The organism is Acinetobacter sp. 778_lipA (assembly GCF_058242985.1).
Genome location: NZ_JBZAYT010000001.1, coordinates 4,249,653 through 4,271,290 on the forward strand (window position 1 = coordinate 4,249,653; position 21,638 = coordinate 4,271,290).

The 21,638-nt window shown below is 38.8% G+C and carries 18 protein-coding genes; 11 read left to right on the top strand and 7 right to left on the bottom strand.

The window, feature by feature from the left end; genetic code table 11:
* Positions 1-38: 38 nt before the first annotated feature.
* Positions 39-1,736, bottom strand: coding sequence for an NAD-dependent malic enzyme (locus AC4CUY_RS20135; RefSeq protein WP_004723444.1), 1,698 nt, complete (start codon positions 1,734-1,736; stop codon positions 39-41).
* A gap of 324 nt (positions 1,737-2,060) precedes the next feature.
* On the opposite strand from AC4CUY_RS20135, the gene AC4CUY_RS20140 reads away from it, so the two are divergent.
* Positions 2,061-2,657: a YfjT/YkfB family phage-associated protein gene (locus AC4CUY_RS20140; RefSeq protein ID WP_154129786.1), complete on the top strand. Its 597-nt coding sequence runs from the start codon at positions 2,061-2,063 to the stop codon at positions 2,655-2,657.
* 5 nt (positions 2,658-2,662) lie between these two features.
* Here the strand turns inward: AC4CUY_RS20140 and AC4CUY_RS20145 are convergent, their stop codons facing one another.
* Positions 2,663-2,932: a DUF2798 domain-containing protein gene (locus tag AC4CUY_RS20145; RefSeq protein ID WP_004723447.1), complete on the bottom strand. Its 270-nt coding sequence runs from the start codon at positions 2,930-2,932 to the stop codon at positions 2,663-2,665.
* A gap of 222 nt (positions 2,933-3,154) precedes the next feature.
* Here AC4CUY_RS20145 and argS point away from each other — a divergent pair, with 222 nt between their 5' ends.
* The 7 genes from argS (at position 3,155) to AC4CUY_RS20180 (ending at position 10,552) form a co-directional block, all read left to right on the top strand.
* On the top strand, positions 3,155-4,945 hold the full coding sequence (gene argS / locus AC4CUY_RS20150; RefSeq protein ID WP_490774614.1) for an arginine--tRNA ligase: 1,791 nt from the start codon (positions 3,155-3,157) through the stop codon (positions 4,943-4,945).
* Between the two features lie 145 nt (positions 4,946-5,090).
* The gene (locus tag AC4CUY_RS20155) at positions 5,091-5,684 is read left to right on the top strand and encodes an SPOR domain-containing protein (protein ID WP_004723450.1); all 594 of its coding nucleotides are present in this window, start codon (positions 5,091-5,093) and stop codon (positions 5,682-5,684) included.
* Positions 5,685-6,129: 445 nt separating this feature from the next.
* On the top strand, positions 6,130-6,849 hold the full coding sequence (gene creB / locus AC4CUY_RS20160) for a two-component system response regulator CreB (RefSeq protein ID WP_490774615.1): 720 nt from the start codon (positions 6,130-6,132) through the stop codon (positions 6,847-6,849).
* Positions 6,850-6,852: 3 nt separating this feature from the next.
* Positions 6,853-8,316, top strand: coding sequence for a two-component system sensor histidine kinase CreC (creC, locus tag AC4CUY_RS20165; RefSeq protein WP_419306671.1), 1,464 nt, complete (start codon positions 6,853-6,855; stop codon positions 8,314-8,316).
* A gap of 113 nt (positions 8,317-8,429) precedes the next feature.
* Complete coding sequence (gene creD / locus AC4CUY_RS20170; protein WP_056518326.1) at positions 8,430-9,842, top strand: cell envelope integrity protein CreD; 1,413 nt, start codon at positions 8,430-8,432, stop codon at positions 9,840-9,842.
* Positions 9,843-9,911: 69 nt separating this feature from the next.
* On the top strand, positions 9,912-10,136 hold the full coding sequence (locus tag AC4CUY_RS20175; RefSeq protein WP_004723455.1) for a hypothetical protein: 225 nt from the start codon (positions 9,912-9,914) through the stop codon (positions 10,134-10,136).
* A 59-nt stretch (positions 10,137-10,195) separates the two neighbouring features.
* Entirely contained in the window at positions 10,196-10,552 is a 357-nt protein-coding gene (locus AC4CUY_RS20180) for a RidA family protein (protein WP_490774616.1), read from the top strand.
* Between the two features lie 58 nt (positions 10,553-10,610).
* On the opposite strand, the gene AC4CUY_RS20185 is transcribed toward AC4CUY_RS20180, so the two are convergent.
* The 4 genes from AC4CUY_RS20185 to AC4CUY_RS20200 all read right to left on the bottom strand — a co-directional run bounded on the left by AC4CUY_RS20185 (position 10,611) and on the right by AC4CUY_RS20200 (position 16,347).
* Positions 10,611-11,135 carry a DUF2726 domain-containing protein gene (locus tag AC4CUY_RS20185; protein WP_004723457.1) on the bottom strand — a complete coding sequence of 175 codons (525 nt, stop codon included), beginning with the start codon at positions 11,133-11,135 and terminating at the stop codon, positions 10,611-10,613.
* A gap of 431 nt (positions 11,136-11,566) precedes the next feature.
* Positions 11,567-13,972, bottom strand: coding sequence for a YgiQ family radical SAM protein (locus tag AC4CUY_RS20190; protein WP_166782828.1), 2,406 nt, complete (start codon positions 13,970-13,972; stop codon positions 11,567-11,569).
* Positions 13,973-14,238: 266 nt separating this feature from the next.
* Complete coding sequence (locus AC4CUY_RS20195) at positions 14,239-15,459, bottom strand: MFS transporter (RefSeq protein ID WP_423853385.1); 1,221 nt, start codon at positions 15,457-15,459, stop codon at positions 14,239-14,241.
* Positions 15,460-15,693: 234 nt separating this feature from the next.
* Positions 15,694-16,347 (bottom strand): response regulator, encoded by a 654-nt coding sequence (locus AC4CUY_RS20200; protein ID WP_004823671.1) that lies wholly within the window; start codon positions 16,345-16,347, stop codon positions 15,694-15,696.
* Between the two features lie 378 nt (positions 16,348-16,725).
* Between AC4CUY_RS20200 and msuE the strand changes: the two genes are divergently transcribed.
* The 3 genes from msuE to ampC all read left to right on the top strand — a co-directional run bounded on the left by msuE (position 16,726) and on the right by ampC (position 20,109).
* A complete protein-coding gene (gene msuE, locus AC4CUY_RS20205; protein WP_004723461.1) occupies positions 16,726-17,463 on the top strand; it encodes an FMN reductase in 738 nt (245 codons plus the stop codon).
* Between the two features lie 46 nt (positions 17,464-17,509).
* Positions 17,510-18,628, top strand: a complete 1,119-nt coding sequence (gene sfnG / locus AC4CUY_RS20210) for a dimethylsulfone monooxygenase SfnG (RefSeq protein ID WP_004723462.1) — start codon at positions 17,510-17,512, stop codon at positions 18,626-18,628.
* A 356-nt stretch (positions 18,629-18,984) separates the two neighbouring features.
* Positions 18,985-20,109, top strand: coding sequence for a class C beta-lactamase (gene ampC, locus AC4CUY_RS20215; protein WP_419328338.1), 1,125 nt, complete (start codon positions 18,985-18,987; stop codon positions 20,107-20,109).
* Between the two features lie 211 nt (positions 20,110-20,320).
* On the opposite strand, the gene AC4CUY_RS20220 is transcribed toward ampC, so the two are convergent.
* Positions 20,321-21,505: an acyl-CoA dehydrogenase family protein gene (locus AC4CUY_RS20220; protein ID WP_336953782.1), complete on the bottom strand. Its 1,185-nt coding sequence runs from the start codon at positions 21,503-21,505 to the stop codon at positions 20,321-20,323.
* Positions 21,506-21,638: the final 133 nt, after the last annotated feature.

Consider the following 21,638-nt stretch of genomic DNA (forward strand, 5'->3'; position numbering starts at 1 on the left):
GGGGCGTATAGCCCCTTCTTTACAACATCCAAAAATTTCTAGAACGGTACACGTTTATAATCACGATATTCTGGTTTCCAGAAGTTCTGTTCAATACTTTCTAGCAATTGCTCATCACTGATCATCGGCGCTACACCATCTTGAATAGCGGCTTTGGCAACTTTAAACGCGATAATTTTAGACACTTGCTGTAATTCATTTAAATCAGGCAATAGGTCTGCGTGGATATCTTGCAACTTCGGTGAACAATCAGCCAAAGCTGAACTAGAAGCCATCAGCATATTGTCTGTAACACGGGTTGCTTGAACTGCTACCACGCCCAAACCAATACCAGGGAAGATATAAGAGTTATTGCACTGTGAAATCTGATAAGTTTCACCATGATAATTCACTGGGGTAAATGGGCTGCCTGTCGCAATCAATGCTTTACCATCTGTCCATTGAATAATATCAGCTGGCACGGCTTCAACTCGTGAAGTTGGGTTGGATAAAGGCAATACAATCGGATATTCACAGTTTTCAGCCAGCGTTTTAATGATTTCTTCTGTAAATAAACCCGGTTGACCCGATACCCCAATCAATACGGTTGGTTTGGCATTTTTCACAACATCAAGCAGTGAAATGATTTCCTCAGCATTACCCCAATGTGCAACATCTTCAGGTTTCTGCGCAAGCTTACGTTGGAAATCTAATAAGTTTGGCTGATTTTCAGTGATTAAACCAAAACGATCTACCATAAATACTTTGGCACGCGCTTCAGCATCCGTCAGCCCTTCAGCAACCATCTGTGCAATAATTTGTTCTGCAATACCACAACCTGCTGAACCAGCCCCTAAGAAGGTAATTTTCTGATCTTTGAGCTGTTTACCTGCGGCTCTACTCGCAGCAATTAAAGTACCGACACAAACTGCCGCTGTCCCTTGAATATCGTCATTAAAACAACAAATCTTATCACGGTATTTTTCAAGTAAAGGCATGGCATTTTTTTGCGCAAAATCTTCGAATTGAATCAATGCTTTTGGCCAACGACGTTTAACCGCTGCAATCACTTCATCGACAAATTCATAGTATTCATCCCCACTGACACGAGGTTGCGACCATCCCATATAAATCGGGTCATTCAATAATTGTTGATTATTGGTTCCCACATCTATGGTAATCGGCAATGTATAGGCTGGACTAATACCACCACATGCAGTGTAAAGAGACAGTTTTCCAATTGGAATGCCCATACCGCCAATACCTTGGTCGCCTAAACCAAGAATACGCTCACCATCTGTGATCACAATCACTTTGACATTTTTACGGTTTACGTTGTGAATGATTTCATCAATGTATTTACGGTCAGGATAGGAAAGAAATACTCCACGATGACGGCGATAAATATCGGAGAAACGCTGACATGCTTCACCCACTGTCGGTGTATAGATAATCGGCATCATCTCACTTAAGTGGTTTTCAATCAGGTGGTAAAAAAGCGTTTCATTGGTGTCTTGAATATTTCGTAAATAAATATGCTTATTGATCGCTTCACTGAAAGAACAGAACTGTTGGTATGAACGTTGACTTTGTTCCTCGATACTTTCGATCACATGAGGAATTAAACCGTGTAAGTTAAATTGAGTTCGTTCTTCTTCTGTGAAGGCTGAACCTTTATTTAATAAAGGCAGCTCTAATAAGGCATTACCTGCATAATGAATATATAGAGGATATTTTTTCAGGGTTTCCGTTGGCATTTCCATTCTCATTGAAGCAGACTGCCTGCTTCTATCTTTTGCTAAGCTACGACTTTGGTCTGATACAAGCTTAAGCCTATTTTTGACTAAATGGGTATTTAGATACGTGATAATGATATTCAAAGTATTTTACAGAATGATAAATTATTCTCAGTTTTACTGATCAAATTCTGGTTTTTATCTAATTTCATATTTTGCCCTAAAATAATGAGCCATGATCACGCCATTAAAACTGTATATTTGTACGCAATTTTGACCAATCATTGATTTTTTTTCTGTTTAGATTTATTTTGTTTAAAATACGATGAAGCTAAACCAATAACAATGAACACAAAGATCTCTCTACTCCTTCTTAGCACAGTCATTGCATGTACTGGCTGCCAAACTGCAAAAAAAGTCTCTTCTGGTGTTTCTAAAACCACTGAAAAAGTCAAAAGCATGGTGGGCTTAGGCGAAGCCAAAGTTCCAGAAGTTGATCAGCAAGGTGTGGTTGATGTCAGTAAAGCCACCCTCGAAAAACTAGAACAAATGAAGATCAATATGCCCACTGGACAATGGGTCTATATTGAAAATGATCTTCAAGGTATTTACACCTTACAAAACAAATCCAGTGATGGAAACGTCCTATATTTGCGTTTGAATTGTAAGATTCCTTCGCAGAAGTCTGGTTTTGCGATTGAAGATAAAGATGGCAAAGAGCTGCTTAAAGCACATGATGCGCAAACCGGTCAGGTTCAATTTTTAATCGACAATAAAAACTATGGCAATCCATTTGACTTAGTCAATGCGAAAAAAATGCCGACATTTAAAACGGCACTGAGCAAAGCCAAAGTGATTAAAATCTTTAACAATTCCAAACTTTATACCTTTACAAATGGCCATGCTGAGTTACTCAGCAAGCCTGTCACATGTAAAGAGTAGATCCATTATTTAGGCATATCCACAAATACGGCGGTTAAACGTCGTACTAAGGGTAAAACAATCAAAACCACAGGATATGCCACAGCCCATGATACCATCCATGCAGCAAGCCATTTGACCCAAAATCCGTTAATCAAACCCACATTGATCAACATATTAATCAATGACACCATGCCACTCATTAAACAAGATAAGAACAACGGCATAATCCATGCTGCAAATTTTGCAGGGAGTTTTGGGATATTGCCAATAATTGTGGGCGGAGTATTTGACATATATCGCTCTAAATTTACAAACAGGACACATTTTATTCCTTTAATGAACCTGAAACAATTAATCCTTCCACGTAACCTTAACCACATTTATAAAGAGTGAAATCGAGCATACTGCCATTTTTCTTATCGAATAAGTTTTATTCTATACAAATGCATTCACCTAAAAGGCGCAAAATTTGCTATATTTAGCGTTTTTCTGCGACATTTATTTCTCTATAGATTATGAATACGGCCATACAAGCAGCTCTTGATCATGCAGTGCAATCCCTACAAGCTGAAGGGACTCTTCCATCTGACTGGAAAAACACGAGTGTTTTAACGCGAACTAAAGACCGAAGCCACGGTGATTTCGCATCAAACATTGCCATGATGGGCGCTAAAGTTGCTGGTATGAAACCACGTGATCTTGCAGAGAAAATTTTGGCAAATTTACCCGAAGTAGTCGATATTGCCAAAGCTGAAATTGCAGGTCCGGGTTTTATCAACTTCTTTTTAAATGCCGATCAACGCTTTACTGTGCTGGATCAAATCCAAGCACAAAAAGAACAATTTGGTAAAACCCAAGCAAATGCAGCCAAGAAAATTCAGGTTGAATTCGTTTCTGCCAACCCAACCTCTAGCCTGCATGTAGGTCATGGTCGTGGTGCTGCATATGGTATGACTGTTGCAAACTTACTTGAAGCAACAGGTGCCAAAGTTGAACGTGAATATTATGTCAATGATGCTGGCCGTCAAATGGACATCCTCGCCACATCAACTTATTTACGTTATTTAGAATTAAGCGGCCAAACTTTAGTTTTTCCTAAAAATGCTTATCAAGGGGATTACGTTAAAGAAATCGCCCAAGGTATCATCGACAAACATGCTGATGCTTATGTACGTAGTGTGGCTGATGTTTACAAAGATGTTCCAGAAGATGTGCAATATGCTGAAGAGCTTGATGCCGATGGCAATAAAGTGGTTATTTCAGGCGATAAAGAAAAGCACATTGATGGCTTAATTCACAACTCACAATCTTTAGTGGGTGAAGGTTATCGTGTATTCCATCAAGCAGCTTTACATGCCATTTTAGATGACATTAAAGATGACCTTGGTGAGTTTGGCGTAACGTTTAATCACTGGTTTAGTGAAGCATCTTTGGCAGAAAAAATTGATGAAGCCTTACAAACATTAGACCAACGTGGTTTTCTTTATGAAAAAGATGGCAACATTTGGTTTAAATCAACTGAATTTGGTGATGAAAAAGACCGTGTAGTCAAACGTCGTAATGGACAAACCACGTACTTTGCCTCTGACATTGCCTATCATTTAAATAAATTACAACGTGGCTTTACTGACCTTGTTGATATTTGGGGTTCAGACCACCATGGCTATATTGCACGTGTTAAAGCTGCAATTGACGCGATGGGCTATGACTCATCTAAATTGACGGTACTTTTAGTGCAGTTCGTCAGCTTATGGCGTGGTGGTGAGATGGTACAAATGTCATCTCGTTCAGGTCAATTCGTGACATTGCGTGATCTTCGTAAAGAAGTCGGCAATGATGCAGCTCGTTTTTATTATGTGATGCGTAAATCTGAACAGCACATTGATTTCGATTTAGATTTAGCAGTATCTCAAAGCAAAGACAATGCCGTGTATTATATTCAATATGCACATGCTCGTATTTGCCGTATGTTAGAAAAAGCAGCAACAACAAACATTCAATTTGATACTGAAAATGCACGTCAATTTGCTGCAAAATTAGAACTTGATGCTGAAACTGAAATTTTAGCGAAACTTGCGGCTTATCCTGAAGTGCTTATTCGCGCTGCAAATAATTATGAACCACATCAGGTTGGTAATTATTTGAAAGAACTTGCTGCTTTATTCCATGGTTGGTACAACGAGAATAAAGTATTGGGTGATGATGCGGAATTGACTCAAGCCCGTTTATTGCTTTCAGCAAATATCAAACAAGTCTTACATAATGGTCTTGAATTATTGGGTGTCTCTGCACCTGAAAGTATGTAAGTCAAGAATTGCTTTACATGTTCCCAAGACCAAGGTCTGGCTCAACGTAAGCATTGAAGTGTGTAATAAATCATTACTTTACATCGTGTTCAAGCAAAACTATGCTTGAACACGATCTAAGCAATACATAATAAGAGGGTTCCACGTGTTTGGAAAAACGCAACGCGGTGTTTCAGAAAGGCCAACCAAACCTAAACAACCATTGATTCCTAAATGGTTAGGGATGCTTGTCGTCATTTTAATCGTGTTAAGTTTTGGTGTCGCACTGATGCTCTGGAAACCGTGGGCGCCCGTCCAACCCAAAAACGAAATCACATCTGAGCATTATCAAGAAGATACCAACAAAGACTATCGTTTTTATGATCTGTTACCACAACAACAGGTTACCCCTATTCCTGAACAAGCTGTTCCTGAAAGCAGAAATCAACAACAACCTGTAATTGTTGAAGCGCCCTCTCAATCTGAAAATGTTGATGTCGGTGTAAATGCTGAACGCACAACACCTGTTCAACCTGAATATATTCTTCAAGTTCGTAGTTATGATGATCCTGATGCTGCTGATGCACGTCGCGCTGAAATTATCTTAAATGGTTTATCTGCCGATGTGGTTCAAAGCACAGAAGCTGGAAAAACTTGGTATCGTGTGATTTCAGGCCCTTATGAATCACAAAATGCAGCAGTGATTGCCCAACAAACCTTACAACATAGCGGTATTGACTCTATAGTGGTTAAACGCTGATCTAATTTTCAGGCATGGCCTGATCAATCAATCGTTAAAACAGGATGCTTTTGCATCCTGTTTTATTCTTCAAAATCGTTTTTTAACCTTACTTAGATATGTGGACAAATTGAATAATTTTTACTCAAAAGAAATATAATTCGATAAAAATTTACCCAAATTGATCAAAATTAGAGTAATCTATTTTCCGCAATACATTACCCATGTTGTTGCCGAGATATCAAAAGTCACCAATACTTTTGATTTGCTGTCCTGTGATTGGCGTGACGATCAAATCCGAAGATTACAGGGCGCTCAGAAATTCACATGGGTAAAAGCCCACACCAATAGGCATTCAGCCAATTTCAAACAATAAAACAGTTCATCTAAACTTCACTGAAAATTCATTCGCCTAAGTATTTCAATTTGAGTACACTCCTATTGAGATTATGAGTTTTTAAATGCAATGAATAATAAAAAACAGATTTTATGTGTAGAAGATGATGCTGCTATTCTTATGCCGTTACGATATGCACTTGAACGAGAAGACTGGCAAGTGACTTGGGCCAATTCAGGCCTGCAAGCCATTGATTTTATTCAACAGAAACCCTTTGATTTTATTATTTTAGATGTTGGATTACCTGATTTAAATGGTTTTGATGTCTGTAAAAAAATTCGTCTCTTTAATCACACACCCTTGCTATTTTTAACCGCACGAGATGACGAAATAGATCGTATTGTGGGTTTAGAAATTGGCGCAGATGACTACTGTACCAAGCCATTTAGTTCGCGTGAAATTGTGTCTCGGATTAAAGCCATTTGGCGCAGAATGGAGATACAAAATCAGTTACAGCACACCTCACAGCCAAATACACAGCTTTCTACAACACCAGCTAAAGTTTGGCAATGCAATGATGAGGCTTTGCAAATCCATTACTTAGGTACAATACTGCAGCTGACTCGCTATGAATATCGCTTACTTAAATTATTGATTCAACGCCCTGAACAGGTGTTTAGCCGTCAACAATTGATGGATCATGTATGGGAGCACCCTGAGCATAGTTTAGAAAGAACAGTCGATACCCATATCAAAAGTATTCGCAATAAACTCAAGCAGATCTCTCCTGAGCAAGACCCGATCGAAACCCATCGAGGCTTTGGCTATAGTTTAAAAAGGCAAGCATAAACCATGTCCATTTTTATTCGTATTTGGTTCTTCTTTGGATTGATCATCTTGCTGGGTTTATGGTTTATGTCTTATACCTTCAATCAACAAGTAAAGCCCAATGTACGACAGGTCGTAGAAGATACCCTTGCGGAAAATGCTAATATTATCGCGATGTTAGTGGCTGAAGATGTCTATGAAAATAAAGTCAGTACCATTCAGTTTGATGAAAAAATTCAAAAAGCGCTGAATCGAAAACTCAATGCCACGATCTGGAAACATAATAAAAATGAGATCAATCAACAAATCTATATTACCGACAACAAAGGTATCGTCATTTATGACTCACAAGGTATCGCTACAGGACAAGATTACTCACGATGGAATGATGTTTACCTGACCTTAAAGGGAAAATACGGCGTTCGCTCTACACGCAGTTATGAAAAGGACAGCAATAGCAGCACTATGTTTATCGCAGCGCCAATCTATTATCAAGTTGGTCAACAACAGCAATTGATTGGCGTTGTCAGTATTGGAAAGCCCAATATTTCAGTACAGCCTTATATTCAGCGCGCTGAAAATCAGCTGATCCGACAAGCCGCTTGGATTACATTACTCAGTCTGTTTCTTGCCAGTTTGGTGGCCTATTGGCTAAAACACAGTATTGACCGTGTCCGTAAATACGCGCAGGCACTTGCACCTGTCAATCAAACCCCCTATTTTCGTTCGGCAAAAGAACTCAATCAAGTTGCTCAAGCAGTTGAAAATATGCGAGAAAAACTCGAAGATCGTGCTTATGTGGAACACTATGTCAATACACTGACCCATGAACTCAAAAGTCCGCTTACCGCAATTCAAGCCAGTGCAGAACTACTCAAAGAAGATTTACCACTAAATGATCAACAACAATTTGCCACGCATATTCATGAACAAAGCCAGCGCTTACGTAGCCTGATTGATCGAATGCTCTTATTGACCCGTCTGGAAAAATCTAAACATCAAATTGAAATGCAAGATTTCAATTTATCTGAACTGATTCAACAGACTTTAGACCAGCATGCCAGTCAAATTCAAGCCAAAAAAATCCAGTGTTTACTGGATATTGAAGCCAATTGTATGATTGGTGCAGATCGATTTTGGATTCAACAAACCCTAGCCAATATTTTAGATAATGCGCTGGATTTTTCTGCAGATTCAGCAAAAATCCTGATTCGGCTTCATCGTCAAATACACCAGCAGATAGAATTACAGGTTTTTAATGAGGGCGAATGGATTCCAGATTATGCACTCACGCAAGTGTTTGATACTTATTTTTCCTTGCCTCGTCCGATTAGCCAACAACGCAGTTCTGGTATTGGACTGAGCATTGTTAAACAAGTCATTGAACAACACCATGGACAGATTCACATTGGCAATATTCAAGGAAATGAAATCACCATCTTACAACCCCACCAAAAGGGTGTATTGGTAAAAATTCAATTGCCTTAGCACGACCAAACTTCACTTAAAATTCATATAAAAAACCTATACGCCTCAAACAAAACACATTGCTGTTTCGCACACTCAACACTGACAACAAACAACGGCGAAGGAAAACAGTGATGCGATCCAACTTTATTACATTCAAAATTATTGCAATCGCAATTTTAGTTGCCTTATTTGGGATAGGCTTACTCTTTATTACCAGTCTGGTCTCAGAACGACAAGATTATCAACGGGCATTTCTGAAAGAAATTGCACAAAACAATATTAGCCCTCAAACCGTGATTTCACCGTATATCCGTGTGCCCTACAATGAGCAAAAAAACTGCCTCGATGAAAAGAAGGTGGCCTATTTGTGTACTGAGGAACAATGGCTATATATCAGTGCTGACAGCACGCAATGGTCATCCAACTTTAATGTTTCTGACAACACTTATAAACGCACCATCTATCGAGCAATTAGCTACACCGCAAATCTCATGGCCAAAGGCGTATTCCAAAAACCAACACTTGAAAAGAAAGATTACCAATGGGAACGAGCTGAAATTATCTTCCCTGTACATGATCCTCGCGGCTTAGATACCCAACCGAACTTAAACATGCTCAATAAAAGTTATGCTTTTGAAATGAGTGCTCAAGGCAGTAACAGTTCTGGTTTTGACTTTATGTATGTTTCTGCAAAAAAATATCCTGAATTAATCAATGCCATTCAAAATGGTTTCACTTTTGATTTAACCGCCAATATTACGGGTCTGGGAAAATTCACCCTGATCCCAACCAGTCGTAGTGTCACTTATCAGGCCAAAGGCAATTGGGCGGATACCAAATATTCAGGACAAAACTTACCTTTTGCAAAAACCAGTACACCGCAACAATTCACCGCACAATGGAAAAATATTGCTCTAGGTCATCAAAACATCAGTAAATTGATTGATTGCGACAACAATGAGTGTATTCGCCAGTTTAGTAATGGCTATTTTGGCCAAGAACCGGCTTATATGGGAGAACCTAGTCAAAGTATTGGTTTATCAACAGAATTCCTAGAATCAGTCAATGTCTATACACAAACAGATCGTGCGATTAAATACGGTATCGTGATTATCATCATCACCTTTGCTTGTTTCTTTCTCTTCGAAGTGCTTAAAAGCTTACGGATTCACCCCATTCAATATTCTTTGGTGGCGATGGCTCAAGTGGTGTTCTTTGTTTTACTGCTTTCGATCAGTGAATACTATGCCTTTGCATGGGCTTATTTCGTTGCTGGAATTGCCTGTGTCGGGCTCATGAGCTGGTACTTATACTATGTGATGAAAGGTTTTAAAGCCGCTGGCCTATTCAGCATCATCCTGAGTTCACTTTATGCCGTGATGTATATGCTATTGCAATCTTCAGGCAAAACCTTCCTGATCGGCTCTATCATTTCATTTGTTTTACTTGCTGTAGTGATGTTTATTACACGGCATATCGACTGGTATCAAATCAACAATAAGCCTGAGCAAAAACTCAAATCCTATACGCCTCCGCAAGCTTGATAACGGCACAGTGAATAGCTCAAAGCGATTCACTGGCTTAAAAATAGATTCTAAATAATAGGTATTTCAATGAATATTTCCATACCACAGGAGCAGCAACACTTTAAGCAGTTGCAACAACTTTGTCCTCTGCAATGTTCGATTGCATTTTGTTTAAATCAGTTACGTGACGCGCAGATTCAATTTTTAAATTTAGGCAATTTCATTATTTGCCCAGAATATAACTGTTTGATTATTTTTAAGTATAAAATCCTCATTCGTATAGATAGATTCACCAACAAGCAACAAAGTTAATTTGCAGATTGTAAATGATGACGTAAAATTTAAAACATAAACAAACTTTGAGAATGATCATGACTGTACAACGTTTGCACGTAGAAAAACGCTTTTCTGAAATCGCAATTTCGAGAAATTTAGTTCACTTGGCGGGTCAATTGGCTACGGATTTAAGTTTGGATATCAAAGGGCAAACTCAACAGACCTTAGATATCATTGATCGTTTTCTTGCAGATGCGGGCACAGATAAAAAGCACATTATGTCTGTGATGATTTTTTTAAAAGACATCGAAAATGATTATGCAGGAATGAACGAAATCTGGGATGCATGGTGTTCAGATATGCAAGCTCTGCCGAGAACTTGTGTAGAAGCAAAGCTTTATCGACCTGATGTTTTAGTTGAAATGACGGTTGTTGCGGTCAAACCAGAATAAGCTCAATACTAAATTTTGAATGAACTAAAAAATGCATGTTTAAACATGCATTTTTTGCTTAGCTATATGCGCGATTTGAGTACAGATCAAACTTCCCCAGTACATGTTCCTCCAACATTTGCGAATGGCTCATTTCTGAAAATTCTGTTAAAAAATCTTCTCGCAAATCCTGATACTCTGGAATCCCCATATAACGAATCACACGATAACCTGCCGACTGTAACAAGGCATCTTCATAGGTATTTTGATTCGAGCGCTTAATCGCATTGATATCATCTAAAGCAATCACAGCTAAAACTTTATAATCTTTGTCCAGCACAACAAAGTCTGCAAACATTTGCTGATACTTACGACGTGTATGTAAATATTTTGTCGTTAACAAGGCATCAAAAGATACATGAGCCAAGATATTGGCTTCAGGTAAAATTTCTTTTAAACGCGTAAACGTAATTTGTTCATGTGAGTTAAATACTGCTCTTCTTCGTAAAGCACTATCTGCTTGTTGCTTATTTTTCAATCCTTTATAAGCAGCGGCAATCACGACAGCAAGTAATATCAAACTCGCAACGATTATCATGTCCATTTTTCATTTCCTAATTCTTTATTATAATTTGGTCTACGACCAGTTCTTGTGTATCAAAGATACTATTTTTAATCAGTTCAATTTTGTAATATGCCAGACGCATTCTCATATTTGCTTTTTCAAAATAATCAAATAAATCACATTTTTAACTTATTTATTGAACTATTATTTGTTTTATTCACTTGGTATTTCAACCAAATGAATTGAATTGCATCTCATATATATCGCGTATTGAATGCGAATACAACTGAATTTAATGAATCTTGCGTACTATTGTAGGACAAGGATATTCGAGAATTGTGTGTTTTTAGTACACTAAAGTTTTCAACAGTTTACAAAGACTTATCCACAGTTGCGTATTTTTATTATTCAATTGCTGATTTAAGAAAGGATGTTTAGGCATCCTCTCTTATTACTATTTCAAACAGCACCTAAGCTCTACTTTTTGACTTAGACTTTGCTTTGCTATTTCCAGCAAATGGTTTTTTATCACCTGTTTCGCGCGGCGGTAAACCTGTATGTTGTGTCAATATTTGACCACGTTCAGGACGCTTTTTGGTATTGGAAGGACGCGATTGCGTTTTCGCCTGTGAATTACGGCTATCCCCAGTACGCTTTTGCGAATCACCGTCAACAGTCGAATTTTTCTTACGCGCAGATTGGTATTGCCCTTCAGTTCCTTGCGGTTGATAAGTTGGAATCAGATGATGCTTAGAGTTACCAATCAAATCTACCCGGCCCATTTCACGTAATGCATCACGTAGTAATGGCCAGTTGTTTGGATCATGGTAACGCAAGAAGGCTTTGTGTAAACGACGACGCTTTTCACCTTTTACAATATCCACACTTTCGGTATAACGAGCCACTTTGGCCAACGGGTTTTTCCCCGTGTGATACATCGTGGTCGCTGTCGCCATTGGTGATGGATAAAAGGTTTGCACCTGATCGGCACGGAAACCATTTTTCTTAAGCCAGATCGCAAGATTCATCATGTCATAATCCGTTGTTCCCGGATGTGCAGCAATAAAGTACGGGATTAAATACTGTTCTTTACCTGCTTCCTTACTAAAACGATCAAACATCTGTTTAAAGCGATCATAGGTCCCGATTCCCGGTTTCATCATCTTCGACAATGGACCTTTCTCGGTATGTTCTGGTGCAATTTTTAAATAACCGCCAACATGGTGTTGAACCAGTTCTTTGACATATTCAGGGTTCAATACCGCAAGGTCATAACGTAAGCCTGAACCAATCAGAATCTTTTTGATGCCTTTTAATGAACGTGCTTTGCGATAAAGTTGAGTAAGTGGTGCATGGTCGGTATGTAAATTTTGACATACACCTGGATACACACAAGAAGGTTTACGACAGTTCTTTTCAATCTCAGGATCTTTACACTGCAAGCGATACATGTTTGCAGTTGGACCACCTAAATCTGAAATGATGCCTGTAAAACCTGGGGCTGTATCACGAATTTTTTCTACTTCACGTAAAATTGATTCTTCTGAACGGTTTTGAATAATACGACCTTCATGTTCGGTAATCGAACAGAATGTACAACCACCAAAACAACCACGCATGATATTTACAGAGAATTTGATCATATCAAATGCAGGGAAACGCGCTTCACCATAAGCTGGATGTGGTAGACGCGCATAAGGCAAGTCAAACACATAATCCATTTCTTCGGTGGTCAATGGAATCGGTGGTGCATTTAACCATACATCACGTTCACCATGCTTTTGTACCAATGCACGAGCATTCCCCGGATTGGTTTCAAGATGCAAGATGCGGTTGGTATGTGCATAAAGTACAGGATCCGTTGCCACTTCTTCAAAAGCAGGCAAACGAATCACAGCCAATTCACGCGGCGGTAATTTATGTTTAATTGCTTTAGATGTCGGCAATAAACGTACAATCTGGGTATTCTCATCCAGTTGATCACCTTCACGAACAACAGGATTTGCCACCAATTCTTTTTGGAAATTTTGATATTGGGTTAAAGAATTTCCTTTGCCTTGTTCAATTTCACAACCATCTAAATCTTCAGTCATTACATATGGATTGATGATTGGATCAACACGACCAATCGCATCAACATCATTCGATGCAATTTCAACAAACTTGGCTTTAGAAACACGATTAATTTTATTGACGATGAATGCCGTACCACGAACATCGGTGATTTCATGAATTTTTTCGCCTTTGGCAAGACGATGCATAACTTCAACAACAGACCGTTCACCATTGCCATACATCAATAAATCCGCTTTGGAATCCATCAGCACTGAACGACGAACTTTGTCTGACCAGTAATCATAATGTGCAATACGGCGTAATGATGCTTCGATACCGCCCAATAATACGGGTACATCAGGAAATGCTTCACGGCAACGCTGACAATATACAGTTGCTGCACGGTCAGGACGTTTATTGGGTAGATTATCTGGTGAATATGCATCATCAGAACGGATTTTACGGTCAGCCGTATAGCGGTTGATCATAGAATCCATATTACCCGCGGTCACACCCCATGCAATATTCGGTTTGCCTAATACTTTAAATGCTTCGGCAGAAGTCCAATCTGGTTGTGCAATAATCCCGACACGAAAACCCTGTGCTTCAAGCGTTCGGCCAATAATTCCTGAACAGAACGATGGATGATCGATATAAGCGTCACCACATACCAGAATAAAGTCACAACTATCCCAACCGAGTTGATCCATCTCCTCACGTGACATTGGCAAAAATGGTGCTGGTTCAAAGCACGATGCCCAATATTTGTCATAATCAAACAACGCAGTAGGCGCTGTCTGAGCAGTATAAGCGGTCGACATGGTGAGTTTCTCGATTGGCAGTTGGCGATCGGGAGAGATCTAAAATGAAAGTTGATCATTTTACCATGAATTTTACTCATGTTGTTTGATTAAAAAGTAAACATTTCTTCTTATCTTCTATTTAGTCTGTTATTGATAGCTTTTTAAGATGTTAAAGATATTCGTCATCCGTTATAAAAGGAAAATTTACCTATCATGATGGATCGTTTAAAAGCGCAGCGAAATTGAATAGAAAAGCTTATTTAACGCTATTTAGATGCAGCAGCTCATACTTTTACCTGATCTTTATGAAGTGTTTGATTTAGTTTTAAAGCCACCAAGAGCCCGATACAAAGTACACAAGTCATCGTAACTGTTAGGCCAAACCATCCATATTTTTCCCAGACTAAACCACTACTGCTGCCCAAGAAACTTGAACCAAGATAATAACAAAATAGATAAAGCGAAGAACCGACAGCGCGATACTGTAAGGATTGTACCGATACCCAACTGCTTGATGTGGAATGGGCGGCAAAAAATGAGAAAGTAAAAATCAATAGGCCAATCAAAATCACCCATAGTGATGGAATCAGCATCATCCATAAACCCAAAATCATGCTTGAGAACATCACAATCAGCACTTTACCTCGTCCAAATTGACGACTCCAACTGGCTGCACGAGGTGAACTATAAATTCCAGATAAATAGGCTATCGAAATTAAACCAATCCAAGTTTGTGACAATTCAAAAGGTTTTTCTAACAGATGATAGCTCATGTAATTAAACACGGTCACAAAGCATCCCATCAGAATAAAACCTTCGACAAACAATAGTCTCAGCTTTGGGTCAGAAAGATTTTTCTTAAAGGATTCGATAAAACGTGTGAATTGAATGGGATAAGATTTAAAGTGTTTAGAGGCAGGTAAGGCTATGTAAAATGTAATCGCGATCAATAAATTAAGTAGACCAATAATCATCGTCGCAGTTTGCCAAGAGATATAATCCAGCAATACCCCTGCAATCAAACGCCCGCCCATTCCCCCTATTGCTGTCCCTGAAATATACAGCCCCATGGCAAAGCCAACATCTTTTTGTGCAATTTCTTCACCGATATAGGTCATTGCTACAGAAGCAACACCACTAACAGCCAAGCCAATCATCATACGTGTTGCAAGGAATATTTCCCAATACGGTAAAAACGAACTCAGCAATAATAAGCTTGCGGTGGAAAATAAAGAAATGGCCATGATCTGCTTACGACCATAACGATCTGAAATCAGCCCCGCAAAAAGAAGCCCTAAGGCTAAGGCAATGGTGGAAAATGAAAGCGGGAAACTGCTATGGGTTGGCGTAACATGAAAAAAACTTGCCAAAAACGGCATCATCGGCTGAACACAGTACAACGATGAAAATACAGCAAAGCCAGCTAAAAACAATGAAAGTAAAATTGCGATAAAAGGCCGAGTGCCATACTCAATATAAGCTGTAGATTCAGGTGCTTCAGACATAATCATTCCTCATGTCCGTTCAGTATACGCCTATTTTTAACTCTTGATAAAAGCTAAAGTTTTATTACAGACTATGTCTTGATGATTCAAATAAGATATAAATCTTAAATATTTGATTTAAAATAAAATTAGATTAGAAAATGCAGAAATTAGAAAATAAAAAAGAGCATATTTTTAATACACTCTTCTCGTAATTTTTCAATATATTGAGGTTGAATTTAACCCGCAAAAATCTTAAACTTTTCGTTCTTCAATATTTAGTGCATTGATTGCGAGTACCGCTTGAGTACGGTTCTGTACACCTAATTTACGGAAAATTGCCGTCACATGCGCTTTAATGGTCGCTTCCGAAACATCAAGTTCATAAGCAATTTGCTTATTCAATAAACCTTCTGCAACCATCATCAATACACGGAACTGTTGTGGTGTTAACGATTGAATACGTTCAGCTAAAGCTGTTTCATCTGCAGCACGCGGGTCAAAATTCATATTCGCTGCGGGTAAGTTTGGTGGTAACCAAATATCACCATCAAGCACTTGGCGAATTGCTTCCCCAATATGGCTTGGATGTGCAGATTTAGGAATATAGCCCATTGCGCCATGTGCAATTGCACGTTGAATAATGGACGCATCTTCGTGAGCAGAAACCACAATAATAGGAAGTGCAGGATACTGTGCACGAACATGTACCAATGCAGAGAAACCCGATGCGCCTGGCAGATTTAAATCCAACAAGACGAGATCTGGTTCTGGACCATTTTCCAAACGCTCATAAAATTCATTAACAGCCGCAGTTTCACTAATTTGAGCCTGTGGCAAACTATAACGAACCGCCTGAATTAACGCATGGCGAAACAGTGGATGATCATCAACGATTAAAATATTCATAAGCGAAGCGAGAGATCTCTAGCGCAGTTATTTCATTCTAACCGCACTATTGCTATTTAGGATACGTAAATATTAACGAATTTTTGAATAATTTGTCGGCTTTAATTAAAATTCCCTACAATCTTTAGGTCATTTATCGAAATTAAGATTTAAATATCACTTTTAAATATAAAATAAACAGTTAAAAATGAATTACTTATTCATTTTAAGAATATTATTTAACTTCAAATACTTAAAAGACGAAATCGTGCATTATTCAAAGGCTTTCTGGTTTATCTTAAAAACAGATAACCAATCTGTTTTTCATTATTTTACAGCGCTTCGTCAAATATAGATTAATGAATGGCATTCCGAGATTCAATTTATTAGGTTGCCAACATGTCTATTTATACTCAACAAAAACCATTAAATATTGTTGCTGTTTCAGGGGGATTAAATAACCCTTCAAAAACCGAAAGTTTAGTGCAAGCGATTTTAGATGAGCTTGGTCAGGCAACACCGATTCATGTTCATTTTATTAAATTCAGTGAAATAGGCCATTTATTAGGGGGCGCAATTTATCGCAACCAACTGCCACAACGTGTTCAAGATGACTTAGCTGCCGTAGAAGCAGCAGATGCGCTCATCGTGGGAACTCCTGTTTATCGTGCATCATTTACTGGTTTATTTAAACATTTCTTTGATTTTGTTGAACAAACAGCGTTAGTCGATGTTCCTGTATTGCTTGCTGCATCGGGTGGTAGTGACCGTCATGCTTTAGTTCTAGAGCATCAGTTACGTCCATTATTTAGCTTCTTTCAAGCGCAAACTCTGCCTATTGGTGTCTATGCAACAGATCGTGACTTTACGCCTGAGTACACCATTAAAAGTGAACACATCCAAGACCGTATTACTTTAGCTGTCGCACGTGCATTGCCAATTTTAGAATGGGCGCCTGCAAAAGGTCAGCGAGCAGAAGTGGTGAAAGCCAAAACAGAACAAGCCAATCAAAATTTAGGCATCAACAAACAGATTGAGCAAGATGATGTGCTTCCTTCCGCGGCGATACCAGACTTGGATGCTGCAGAGTCTCGTCTACATGCAAAATCCAAAACACCACAATCACAGGTTGCTTAAACGTAACCTTGTTATGAATAAATCATAAAAAATTGAGGGTTATGATATGTCACAGTTTTCATCGAATAATGGTCAAGCAATTCGATTTGCCTATTGGGTTCCCAATGTCAGTGGCGGCTTAGTGGTCAGTAATATTGAACAACGTACAGACTGGAGCTATGACTACAATGTACGTTTGGCACAAGCTGCCGAAAAAAGTGGTTTTGAATATGCCCTCACCCAAATTCGTTTTACCGCAGGGTATGGCGCTGAAAATCAACATGAATCTGTGAGTTTTAGTCATGCACTTTTAGCCAAAACTGAAAAATTAAAAGTAATTGCAGCAATTCTTCCAGGACCTTGGAAACCGGTTTTAGCCGCAAAACAGTTGGCGACCATTGATTATCTGACCAATGGACGTATTGCGATTAATGTAGTAAGTGGCTGGTTCCGTGGCGAGTTTGATGCCATTGGTGAGCCATGGCCGGAACATGATGAACGCTATGTTCGTTCAGAAGAATTTATTCGTACGTTAAAAGGTATTTGGACAACAGATAACTATAGTTTTGATGGTAAATATTATCAGTTTAAAGACTACACTTTAAAACCAAAACCTTTGCAGAAACCCCATATTGAAGTATTCCAAGGTGGAAGTTCACGTGCTGCACGTGACATGGCTTCGCGTGTTTCGGATTGGTACTTTACCAATGGCAATACACCTGAGGAACTCAAAAAACAAATCGATGATATTCGTGAAAAAGCCAAGCTAAATAATCACTCAGTCAAAATTGGGGTCAATGCGTTTATCATTGCTCGTGACACTGAAGAAGAAGCTAAAGCAGTGCTACAAGAGATTATTGACCAAGCCAATGTTGAAGCGGTCAATGCCTTTGGCGATGCAACCCGTGAAGCGGGCGCGGCATCTAAAGAAGGTGAAGGTAACTGGGCAAAATCAACATTTGAAGACTTGGTGCAATATAACGATGGCTTTAAAACTAATCTGATTGGCACACCGCAACAGATTGCAGAACGTATTGTTGCACTCAAAAATGTAGGTGTAGATTTAGTGTTATCTGGCTTTTTACATTTCATTGAGGAAGTTGAATATTTCGGTGAAAAGGTCTTGCCTTTGGTTCGTCAAATTGAAGAAGCACAAAAAGATCAAATTACTGCAAAATCAGCTTAAGGTTTATCTCTTCATCGATGGTGCTGTGAAAACAACAATAAATAACTAAAACAGCTTTGCAGCTTTCCCTCTTGACTCGGCTTGAGGGATTTTTTTTTTAGAATAAATAAAAAGTATTTATAAAAAATAGAATCGTATAAATCAGTACAATTATCCTTATATAAATTAGCAAACTTTTGCTTTTTGTTTTATTGAATCATCGAGTGTATTTGTTCTATACATATACTCAACAACCGCAATCTTGGAAAAAATTTCTTTCAACCTTAAAATACGCCCTTTTTGTAGCATAGATGGAAAAAGTGGGTATGGTAGTTTTAAATAAAACAAAAACGATATTTTGCGTCCTCATCGGCAGCATGAGCTTGACGACCTATGTAAACGCCAACGAGATACCTGCAACGTCTATAAAGGTTGAAACTGCGATGAATACTGCATTTCAGCCATTAATGAAAACTTATGCAGTGCCCGGTATGGCAATAGGTATTTTGTATAACGGAAAAAGTTATGAAAAATACTACGGCGTACAATCACTTGCGAATGCAAAAGCCGTAAATAAAAATACTCTTTTTGAACTAGGTTCAGTCAGTAAGATTTTTACTGTAACAGCAGGTACTTATGCACAAAATTTAGGCAAAATTTCTCTTCAAGACCATCCCGGTAAATATATACCCACATTAAAAAACTCAGACATTAATCAAGTCACACTCTTAGAATTGGCCACCTATACCAGTGGTAATCTTCCATTGCAATTTCCTGATCAAATAAAAACAGATGCGCAAACACTTAAATATTTTCAAGATTGGAAAGTCAAAAACCCGATTGGTCAATTTCGACAATATTCTAATCCAAGCATAGGCTTATTCGGTGAAGCGACCGCTAAAGCCATGAACATGCCTTTTAGCGCTTTATTAGAACAAGTGATCTTCCCCAAACTAGAACTCCAACATACTTATGTTCAAGTTCCTAAAGCACAACAAGGCAACTATGCCTTTGGTTATGATCAAAATAATCACCCGCTTCGGGTCACTGCTGGCGCTTTTGATGCGCAGGCCTATGGTGTAAAATCTAGCCTACCGGACATGCTACATTTTTTAAATTTAAACTTAAATCCAGATCAAGCCAAAGCAGCGATTAAACCCGCAATTCTAGCGACACATACTGGTTACTTTAAAATGGGTGGTATGACCCAAGCCCTTGGCTGGGAATCGTTCAGCTACCCAGCAACATTAAACACACTATTAGAAAGCAACTCTGATCGGGTTGTGATGCAATCCAACCCTGTTGAAAAAACCCTCGTGAAGACTGGTTCAAGAGTCTTTCATAAAACTGGCTCCACCAATGGTTTTGGGACATATGTGATTTATATTCCACAAGAGAACTTTGGCTTGGTGATGTTGATGAACAAAAAAATCCCCAATGCTGAGCGAATTAAGGCAGCGTATGAAGTGCTCAATAGCTTAAAGCAAAAATCCAATCCTTGATGCTGAAACATGTCAGATCTGGCTAGGCTTTTGCTTTGTACATTGTTAAATCATTCATACTGTATCTATTGCATGGCAACATAATTGTCGCTGTTGGTAGGGGTATAACCTACCCCTTATCCAACACAGATTTTTCAATCTAAGATAAGGCAATACCAACGCTAAAGCGCTAAGAATGAACTTCTATAAAATGTCATCGGTCGGCTTAGGTTCAAGCGTAAAAACTTGGATCGGGCACTTTTCCAGTCAATACCCATTCCCCTACTTCCTGATACTTATAATCAATCGGATCATGCAAAGTCTGAGTACGGACATTTCGCCAAAAACGATCTAAATTCAATTTGGCTGTTGTCGCTCTGGCACCCATCACTTGAAAAATATTCTGCGTTATAAACAGTGAGCTATTGGTTGCAGCAATTTTTGCAGTCGCAATGGCAATTGAGACTTCACCACGTTGTTCTGCTGTTAATTGCTCACCAATATTCCAAGCCGTTTGCAATGCTGCAATGGCTTTATCGGCAAGTAAACGTACACTTTCAAGCTGTACATAAAACTCAGCAAAATGCTTCTGGTTAAACGGATCATTCACCGCATTTTCAGCCAAAGACGTTGACCATGCTTTCTGACTTTTTATTGTTTGTCGCGCAAGGTCAAAGGCACCTTCAGCAACGCCTAAAAACAGATGCACAAAAATCAATTGTGCAATCAAAGGTCGTAAACTGGAGTAAGGTGTACTTAATGGTCCTGGATTTAACAGTAACTCATCTTTGTGAATTTTGACCTGTTCAAAATGACTGGTACCGCTATCTGTTTGACGCTGCCCCATATTATTCCAATCACCTAAAAAACTTACCCCTTCTCGACATGTTGGGATCACAGCTATCAGTAATTTTCCAGCATCATTAAAGCCCGAACAAAGCAGTATGTCTGAATCTATTGATCCTGAGCAAAAGCTTTTATCACCATGAAAAATAAAGTCGTTCTCAGTGAGTTGTTGTACCTTCGTGCGCTGATCTAAAGGGTTTAAAGTATTACCCCAAAACAAGTTATTGCGGGCGGTGTGTTCAAACCATGACGAATATTGTTCAGGCTGAGCAAATAACTGCACAGTGGCGATTAGTAAATGATGAAAGCCATATACATGTGCTAAGGAACTATCGACTTGTGCAATACTTTGAATGGTCTGGAAAATTGTTTTCCAGTTTGCTCCTTGCCCGCCATATTGTTGTGGAATAGACAGTCCCAATAAACCACTTTGACGAATCAAATCCCGTTCCAGCTTCGGATTACCACCTGCTTTATCACGCTCAGCAGCAGTCTGCGCAAATTGTTCTGCCAATTGCTTTGCCGTTGTTAAAGCAGAAAGGTTTAACGCCTGTTGAGGTGCATTCATCATATTTACTCTTATTCCCAGTGCCTTGAGCTTATCAAATCAAGTAAGATTTCCTTATCTCAATGCCTGCATTACTTATTCTGTGGGTTGAAAATCAATAACAAAAAATACCGCTAGAATTTCTCTAACGGTATTC